Origin of the sequence: Chamaesiphon sp. VAR_69_metabat_338 (genome assembly GCF_031423935.1) — a bacterium.
Lineage (GTDB): Bacteria > Cyanobacteriota > Cyanobacteriia > Cyanobacteriales > Chamaesiphonaceae > Chamaesiphon.
The window spans coordinates 1-8,307 of the sequence record NZ_JANPGM010000455.1 but is presented as its reverse complement, the minus strand read 5'-3'; the positions used below and the strand labels follow the sequence as shown (position 1 = coordinate 8,307).

The following is an 8,307-nucleotide window of genomic DNA, read 5'->3' as shown; positions in this document are numbered from 1 at the left end:
GTTAATCCGATTAGATCTATGGTCAGAAGTAAAGATAAGTTATTAATACTCGATCTAGATGAAACACTAGTTCGTGCAACCGAACAGCCATTGATGCTGCGATCGGATTTCTCGGTCTATACTTATCATGTTTACAAGCGTCCATATCTAGATACTTTTCTCACAACCTGTCTGGATTGGTTCGATGTTGCTGTCTGGACATCCTCAGGAGCTGAATATGCAACGAAGGTTGTAGACAAAATATTTCCCGATCCACAAGCTCTAGCCTTTGTGTGGGCGAGCGATCGATGTTCGATTGCTTATAATTATAATTACGATCGAATCGATCGTGATTATCCACCGTACTACTCGCGTAAGCCATTAAAGAAGGTCAAACGGCGAGGATACAACTTAGAATCTGTTATTGCGATCGATGATACTCCGAAGAAATGGGAAAAAAGTTATGGTAATTTAATTGAGATTAGGCCATTTGAAGGTGATGAGTCCGATCGAGAATTGGAGTATTTACTTATCTATCTGGATACTCTTAAAAACGAGAAGAATATCCGCAGCGTTGAAAAAAGAGGATGGCGAGAGAAAATCATCAAATAAATTTATCAATATTTAATCAATATGACTGAAACAAATGAATCTTCAGCTCGGATCGTTCGCGTAGCGTCTCCAAAGGAGAATCGATTAGAGCGATTGATGGAGCAACAAATAACGAATACAGCCGATCTTACTCAACAGATTAAAGAAATTAGCGTTCAAATCAAGGCACAAGCGACATTTCACGACAGGTTCGAGCAATCGCTGTCTGCGACTAAGCAACTAATTGAATCTAATGCTAAAGCGATCGCCGCTAATAGCACTAGTATTGACAGCGAACGTAAGGCGATTAAAGAATTGCGCCGGACTATTCGTGAATCGAGATTAGATAATTTAGATCGCCACCGAGAGCATCAAGAGCGCACTAAGGCACTCTATGACAGTATGGACGATCTACAGGACGATATTAGAGAAATTGGTAAGAAGATCGATCGACAAACTCCTCCTGAATAAAGATTGACTTTATCGATATTCGTGATGCCATTTTAAAGCTTGAGTGATATTGTTCGGATCGAAATTGAGAGATTTACATTGGCTCTGGTACGTTACCCTACGGGATAACACACCCTACAAGATTCCTACTGCTAAATACATAAAACTAGCAACCAGAACCCCGACTTTTTTAAAAAGTCGGGGTTCTTACCACTTCAGTTAATCCGATCGAGCGGTTAGCGCGCCCCGACTTGTTGCAAAATCCGCACGATCTGGGCGTGTTGGAGATTTTCTTGCGGGAATTGATATAGACCCATTTGGGCGTATTCTAGTGCTGAGTAACTGTTTGCCTCTCCGGCTGGAGCTTGAGTATCGGCACCGGCATCGATCAGCAGTTGCACGATCTGACCGTATCCAGCATAAGCAGCACTAGCGATCGGGGTAAAGCCCAATTTATCTCTGAGATTGACATTTGCTCCAGCTTTAATTAATAGCTCGACGATCGCCGTATGTCCGGCAGCCGCCGCATTACTAATTGCCGCACCGCGATCGAGATCGAGGTTGACATTAGTTGCCAATAGGGATTTGACCCGCTCGACATTGCCAGCACCCGCAGCTTGGATCAGTTGAATCGATCCTAAACCAGCGGTGGATGCGCCTGCTTGCATCAGGAGATTGAACATTCCATAATTCTCGGCAGCAGCGACGGCGGAGAGGACGGTATGGCCGCGATCGTCCTGAAGATTGAGATCCGCACCAGCGGCGATTGCTACCTCGACGCAATCGGCATAGCCAGAACCAGCCAGCGCGGCGTAGAAGATCGCAGTTTTGCCACCAGCACCCCGTTGATCGATCTCCGCACCACCAGCAATTAGGAGTTGCAAGATCTGTTGGCGATTGCTGGCAAAGAAACTACCCGCAGCCAGCATCAGCGCGGTCATTCCTGCCGTTCCCAAACCATCGTCATCGCTGAGGAGATTGGGGTCGGCTCCAGCCGAGAGCAGCGTATTGACGATCGATCGATGTCCGTGATAGGCGGCTGCCATCAAGGCGGTATGACCTTTGGCACCGAGTTCGTCGATTTCGATGCCCACTTCGATCGCCCGATTGACCTCATCGAGATTGCCGACTGTGGCCATTTCAATGAATTTTTCCACGGGGCGATTTTGCTCGCGAATGCGCCGTTTGCGGGTGGCTTGGAGGAGTTGTTCGCCATCGCGATCGGCACACAGACGAATGGCAGTATTAACTAAGGGGTATAAATATTGATAAATTTCGCGTTCTTCACATTTGGCAGCAAACAAAATGGGCGTCTCGCCTTGGCTCCAGGCATTAACATTCGCCCCTGCCGTTACCAATAATTGCACGACTGCCCGATGGCCGTTTTTAATCGCCGCGAGTAATGCCGTCCAGCCATCGCGACCGACGGGAGCATTGACATCAATGCCGCGCGGCAACAGCATTTGGACGATTTCACTCTCGCCGCGTTCGGCGGCCAAGCCGAGTGCGGTCGTCGAAGTACTACCGTTATGGGGGTTGGCAGCAGCGGCGAGCAAGCACTGCACTACCTCTGGATGTCCGCGATCGATCGCCATCCCTAGTGGTGAATAGCCCAAATTCCAGTCATAGCGATCGAGATTGGCTCCCGCTTCGATCGCTTGTTGCACTAAGTCGAGATCGCCATCGATCGCTGCTGCCATCAACGAAGTATTGGTGGCATTCTCTTCATAGGCGGGAACTGAGGGCGCGCGCTCTTGTTGCTGGGCACTATGACCAAAAATGTCCGTGGTAGTTTGGGTATCGGGATCGTCTTCTGGCTCATCTTCGCCACCGATAACTGGAAATAAACTCGAATCGAGATCGGATAGCAGGTGTCTGTCGGCACGCAGATCTAGATCGGTATCGATTTGGGCTTCACTGGGATAGAGATTGCCCAGATCGATCGCATAGGTTTCACCCTCTTCCCAAGCTTGAGTCGAGATAAAGCCCTCTGCGTCAAGTTCCGATTCAAATAAGCGATCGAGCTGTGCTTGCGGACGAGCGGCACCGATGGGGTCGAGATCTGGTAAGATTTGACCGAAATCATCGACAACGTAAGTTTCACCCTCAGCATCAAATAACCGATCGATCTGCGCAATTTGGCGATCGAGTTGGCTCTGTGGATGTTCGCTGGCTACAGAGTCGAGATCTGGTAAGATTTGACCGAAATCATCGACCACATAAGTTTCACCTTCAGCATCAAATAACCGATCGATCTGAGCAATTTGGCGATCGAGTTGAATTTGCTGATGCTCGCTGACTACGAGGTCGCTGTCTGGCAATAGTTGCGCAAAATTATCGACAACATAAGTTTCATTTTCACCCCATTCACCGATGGGCATCGCCAGCCGGTCGGCATCTTCGGCAGCGGCGATCGTCATCCGATCCAGATCGATACTCAGATCGAAGGCGTAAGTTTCATCTGGGACAAAGCCAGCATTGTTGAGCGGTTGCTGGAGCGAACTCACAGTTCCGTCTTCTGAGAACATTTCGGTGTTGACAATATTGTGCGATCGATTGCTACTTTCGTTGGCCGCAAAGACTTCGTCTAGATCGAAGGTATATGTGGCCTCATCCTCCGCAGCCGAGCTGAGATTTGGCCACTGAGCCGCCATCTGCTGTAGTGAAATGGGGGGATTTGCAGTAGGCGAAGATTGCGATTGCTCGGTTGGGATAAGTTGCTCGATCTGAGTGGCTCGATCGTCGGCTGGTTGATGGAGCGAATCGAGTAAATTTTCAAAGGGGATTTCGCGCCCGCTAGTTAGTGGTGGCGTAAGTTCGGTATCCGCACCTGGAGAGCCAACTGACGCTAGAGACGATCTTCCCGATGCCGTCTCATCGCCGACCCGATCGGGACTGGCATCCAGTTCTGGGTGCATTTGGGCACCAGCAGCAACCAGGAGATCGACAATATCCAGATTGCCTTGGCGACAAGCTAATGCTAGAGGTGTTTGACCGCGATCGTTGGGATTATTTATAGCTGCGCCGGAATCGATCGCTAGTTTGACTCGATGGTAATCGATCGCGGTAATTGCCTCAAATAAGCTCTGAGTTTGGTGATCTACACTCATGATTGCTGTGTCCAAAGTTGCGGTGTGACAGGCGATGCACTCAATGCAGAGCCTATAAGTATATCTTTCCCAAGTTACTGCTCGAAATCGCGATCGCCGTGAATTTAGCTACCTTTACGACTACTCATGCTACCGACCCCTAGCTCCCCTCTTAATATTGGTTGATAATATAAAGACTTCAGTCTTTTGTGCGATCGCTATGTTCGGTACTATTCCTCTCAGTCTCATTCTGATCAATCTTGGCGGGTTACTCGTCCTGATCGGCTTTTTTGCATACGCCATCCAAGATGCGACATTCAATCTCATTGGTTTCTTCTACGGGGTGCCCCTGTTCTTAGGCGGTTTGGCACTCAAATCAGCCGAACTAGAACCCGTACCATTCGATAGCGTCACACCCGCCAATCTCATCAAAGTCCGCGAAGCACAAGCTACTCCCACACTCCATCAAATTCGCAAAGATGTCACCCGCTATCGTTACGGACAAGAAGCACATTTAGATGTGGCTCTTGAAAAACTCGGATTAGCTCCTAGCGATGACGATCGACCGATTCTCAAAAGCCTCCAAGAATCAGAAATCGGCGGTGCTTACGCACTAACTTTAAAATTTTATTCACCGTTTATGAGTCTGGATGTGTGGCAAGAAAAGCAAGAAAAAATTACTAGGTTTTTTGGCCCTGGGGTGAATGTCAAGATCGAGCCAGACGACGATCTAGAACAGATCGATCTGACTTTAATTGCCGATCCCGCTAAAGAGCCAGTTACTTCTCCAGTCTGACGGCATACCACTGCACGTACTCTCCAGGGACGAGATCTAGTTCGCAACTGGTATCGAGTAAGTATTGGACTCGGGCATCAGTGCCGCTAATTTGCCGGACATCGTTCGGCAGATCGTCAGCAAATTTAACGACAATTTCCTGGAGCTTGGCAAACATTTCGGCTGGAGTCAAGATCTGCTCCGGTCGATCGGTTTCGAGCAAAACATACGCGTCGTTATTAAACATTAACGAGTCAGACATGATTTAGGGGATAGGGGATAGCGATTCGCGCTCGTCGGGAAACCCGACGAGCGCGAATCAAGACAGGGAATAGAAGAGAAAAATCTTCAGTTATACATTAATCTTACACTTAGGATAAATCCGTATTTAGTATTTATGTTTAATTCACATTCTCCAATTATTTAACGAACTAATTAAAATTTAATATTCCTTGCCCCTATCCCCTATCCTCTATCCCCTATTCCCTACCCTATGAATCCAATTCTCGCGCTGAACTATGAAACCGCGATCGAATCGCTCGGTACTGACTACTATGATGACGTAGTTGCCGCCGAATTTCCCCAACAGATTTTACGCTTTCGGAATGATGACTTATTGATTCAGCTCGGACTCGATCCGACTGAAGTTAGCGACGCCGATTTTGCCGAAGCTTTTGGCAAATTTGCCAATCCCGCTCACCCATTCCTGGCGTTGCGTTATCACGGTTATCAATTTGGGGAATACAATCCGGGATTGGGTGACGGACGCGGTTTTCTGTACGGACAAGTGCGGGATATTAACGAAGAACTCTACGATTTTGGCACCAAAGGTTCGGGACGCACGCCTTATTCCCGTGGCGGCGATGGGATGTTGACCCTCAAGGGTGGCGTGCGCGAAGTGCTAGCCGCAGAAGCACTCCATCAGATGGGCGTGCGGACTTCACGCTGTTTGAGCTTGGTAGAGACGGGTTTAGACTTATGGCGGGGTGACGAACCATCGCCGACGCGTTCTTCGGTAATGGTGCGATTTAGTCGATCGCATATTCGGTTTGGCACTTTCGAGCGATTGAATTATCTCAAACGTCCGGATTTAATTCAGAAGTTATTAGACCATGTTATTGCCTATTATTACGGTCATTTAACTAAGCTGGAAAGCGGCGACCGTTATGCAAAATTTTACACCGAACTCGTCCAACGCGTTGCCGAATTAGTCGCGCAGTGGATGTCGGTGGGTTTTTGTCATGCGGTCTTAAATACTGATAATATGTCGATTACGGGGGAGAGTTTTGACTATGGCCCCTATGCCTTTCTGCCCACATATAATCCTGACTTTACTGCTGCCTATTTCGACCATTATGGCCGCTATAGTTACGGCAATCAACCTGGCATCTGTAAACTCAATTTGGAGCTGCTTCAGCAGCCTTTGAGTGCGGTTATTGATGCTAAGGTGATGACTGAAGCACTCGCTCAATTTGAGGGATATTATTTTCCGTACTATAAGCAACTGATGTTGCAAAAGCTTGGTTTGGAGGGTGAGACAACACCAGCTCGCGATGAGTTATTGGTGGCAACGTTGCAATTATTAGCAGATACTCAAGTTGGTTATCATCAATTTTTCTACGATTTGAGTCGAGCTTTTCAACTGAGATGGCAACAAGATCTCAATTCAATTCTGAATGAGACAGAATTAATGCCAGAAATTGTGAGTAATGCTGGCTATCAGAAATGGTTGCAGTTATATCATCAAGTTTTGAGTGAGTTGCCAGCAGTAGAACTTGAGGCAGTCGATCGACTGTTAACTCGATCGAATCCCCAAACTATTTTATTACGTCCGCAAATTGAAGCGATTTGGGAACCGATCGCCCAAGCGAATGATTGGGAGCCTTTTAATAGCTTGTTAGAGAAGATTCGATCGGGAAAGTAGCAACCTAAATACTTAATATTAACCGCAGAGGCGCGTGAAGAGCGCAGAAAAATAGTGGATACTAATCCGAGCGATCGCTTTTTAAAAACCGCATTAATCGTTGGTGGCGGACGGGGAATTGGATTGGGATTCGTGCGACAGTTATTGGCACGGGGGGAAATCGGGCGGGTTTATGCTACTTATCGACAGGTAGAATCGGCAACGGAGTTATTGGAGATCGCCGATCCGAAGTTGGATTGTGTGCAGATGGATATTACCGATGAAGCGCAAATTGCAGCCGTAATCGCGCGGATTCAAACCCAGACGGCTGCGCTCCACTATGTAATTAACTCTGCGGGGGTGCTGCATGAAGGTGAGCTGCAACCGGAGAAGAGTTTGCGGCATATTAATAGCGATCGATTATTGCGATATTTTCAGGTAAATAGTATCGGGGCGTTGCTATTATTCAAACAAGTTCAGCCCTTAATTAAGCATCCAGATCGATCGATTCTAGCGACGATTTCGGCCAAAGTCGGCAGTATTGGTGACAATCAAGCCGGTGGCTGGTATGGTTATCGCGCTTCCAAAGCTGCCTTAAATATGTTTGTGCGGACTACCGCGATCGAATATCAACGCACTTGTCCTCAGGCAATATTAGTCGCGCTCCATCCCGGTACGACAGATACGCAATTATCGCAACCATTTCAGCGCAATGTTCCCCCCGAAAAGTTATTTTCAGTCGATCGTACCGTGTCGCAATTATTAACCGTCATCGATGGATTAGCCGCCAGCGATAGTGGCGAATTCTTCTCCTGGGATGGCACGCGATTACCGTGGTAGCGACAAAAGTAGCTAACCGTGTACACATATCTCTGGTGGGAAGCGGAGTTGGTGGAATCCCCCTAAATCCCCCTTGGAAAGGGGGACTTCCGGATCTTTTTCCCCCCTTTTTAAGGGGGGTTAGGGGGGATTCAGATCTCAAAACGAAGTCCGAAAGACTTGTGTAAACACCGTAGCTTTGTAAGGGGGGTTTGGGGGATTCATATCTAGAAACGAAGCAAAGGAGACTTGTGTATAGAGCGTAGCTTTCTAAGGGAAATTTTGAATCAGAGTGAATCGGCAATTTGTTGACAAATGCGATCGAAGTCATTCATTACGTCATGATTGCTAAATCTGATAACCTTAATCCCGTAGCCTTCTAAAATCGCGCTCCTCTCTGTATCATAAGTCATTCCTTCTTCGGTGTAATGTTGTTGCCCATCCAGCTCGATCGCTAATTTTACAGACGCACAATAAAAGTCCACAATAAACCTGTCGATCGGTTTTTGGCGCAGTATTTTCACTGGCAAATCATGTAGATACTCTTCCCACAGTTTTCGCTCGGCGGGAGTAGCATTTTTCCGCATTTGTCGGGCGAGTTCGATAAGATTGTGGTCGTATGGCAAGTGAAAAGTTGGCATTTTTTACTTTTTCTGTGGGAAGCGACATTGGTGGAATCCCCCTAAATCCCCCTTAAAAAG

General features: G+C 47.5%; 8 protein-coding genes. 5 read left to right on the top strand and 3 right to left on the bottom strand.

What is annotated here, in order from left to right; translation table 11 throughout:
• Window positions 1-18 precede the first annotated feature (18 nt).
• Together RMO84_RS12620 and RMO84_RS12615 are read left to right on the top strand one after the other, a co-directional pair.
• Window positions 19-591: an NIF family HAD-type phosphatase gene (locus RMO84_RS12620; protein ID WP_396135844.1), complete on the top strand. Its 573-nt coding sequence runs from the start codon at window positions 19-21 to the stop codon at window positions 589-591.
• A 21-nt stretch (window positions 592-612) separates the two neighbouring features.
• Window positions 613-1,041: a hypothetical protein gene (locus tag RMO84_RS12615; RefSeq protein WP_310488802.1), complete on the top strand. Its 429-nt coding sequence runs from the start codon at window positions 613-615 to the stop codon at window positions 1,039-1,041.
• A 215-nt stretch (window positions 1,042-1,256) separates the two neighbouring features.
• On the opposite strand, the gene RMO84_RS12610 is transcribed toward RMO84_RS12615, so the two are convergent.
• Entirely contained in the window at window positions 1,257-4,130 is a 2,874-nt protein-coding gene (locus RMO84_RS12610) for an ankyrin repeat domain-containing protein (RefSeq protein WP_310488801.1), read from the bottom strand.
• A gap of 199 nt (window positions 4,131-4,329) precedes the next feature.
• Between RMO84_RS12610 and RMO84_RS12605 the strand changes: the two genes are divergently transcribed.
• Entirely contained in the window at window positions 4,330-4,905 is a 576-nt protein-coding gene (locus RMO84_RS12605) for a DUF2854 domain-containing protein (RefSeq protein ID WP_310488800.1), read from the top strand.
• Here the strand turns inward: RMO84_RS12605 and RMO84_RS12600 are convergent.
• Complete coding sequence (locus tag RMO84_RS12600) at window positions 4,889-5,146, bottom strand: chlororespiratory reduction protein 7 (protein WP_310488799.1); 258 nt, start codon at window positions 5,144-5,146, stop codon at window positions 4,889-4,891. The genes RMO84_RS12605 and RMO84_RS12600 overlap by 17 nt on opposite strands.
• Before the next feature lie 231 nt (window positions 5,147-5,377).
• Between RMO84_RS12600 and RMO84_RS12595 the strand changes: the two genes are divergently transcribed.
• Both RMO84_RS12595 and RMO84_RS12590 read left to right on the top strand, forming a co-directional pair.
• Window positions 5,378-6,808, top strand: coding sequence for a protein adenylyltransferase SelO family protein (locus RMO84_RS12595; RefSeq protein ID WP_310488798.1), 1,431 nt, complete (start codon window positions 5,378-5,380; stop codon window positions 6,806-6,808).
• 54 nt (window positions 6,809-6,862) lie between these two features.
• Window positions 6,863-7,627 (top strand): SDR family NAD(P)-dependent oxidoreductase, encoded by a 765-nt coding sequence (locus RMO84_RS12590; RefSeq protein ID WP_396135843.1) that lies wholly within the window; start codon window positions 6,863-6,865, stop codon window positions 7,625-7,627.
• A gap of 266 nt (window positions 7,628-7,893) precedes the next feature.
• Here RMO84_RS12590 and RMO84_RS12585 read toward each other — a convergent pair whose 3' ends face one another.
• On the bottom strand, window positions 7,894-8,247 hold the full coding sequence (locus tag RMO84_RS12585) for an endonuclease domain-containing protein (RefSeq protein ID WP_310488797.1): 354 nt from the start codon (window positions 8,245-8,247) through the stop codon (window positions 7,894-7,896).
• Window positions 8,248-8,307: the final 60 nt, after the last annotated feature.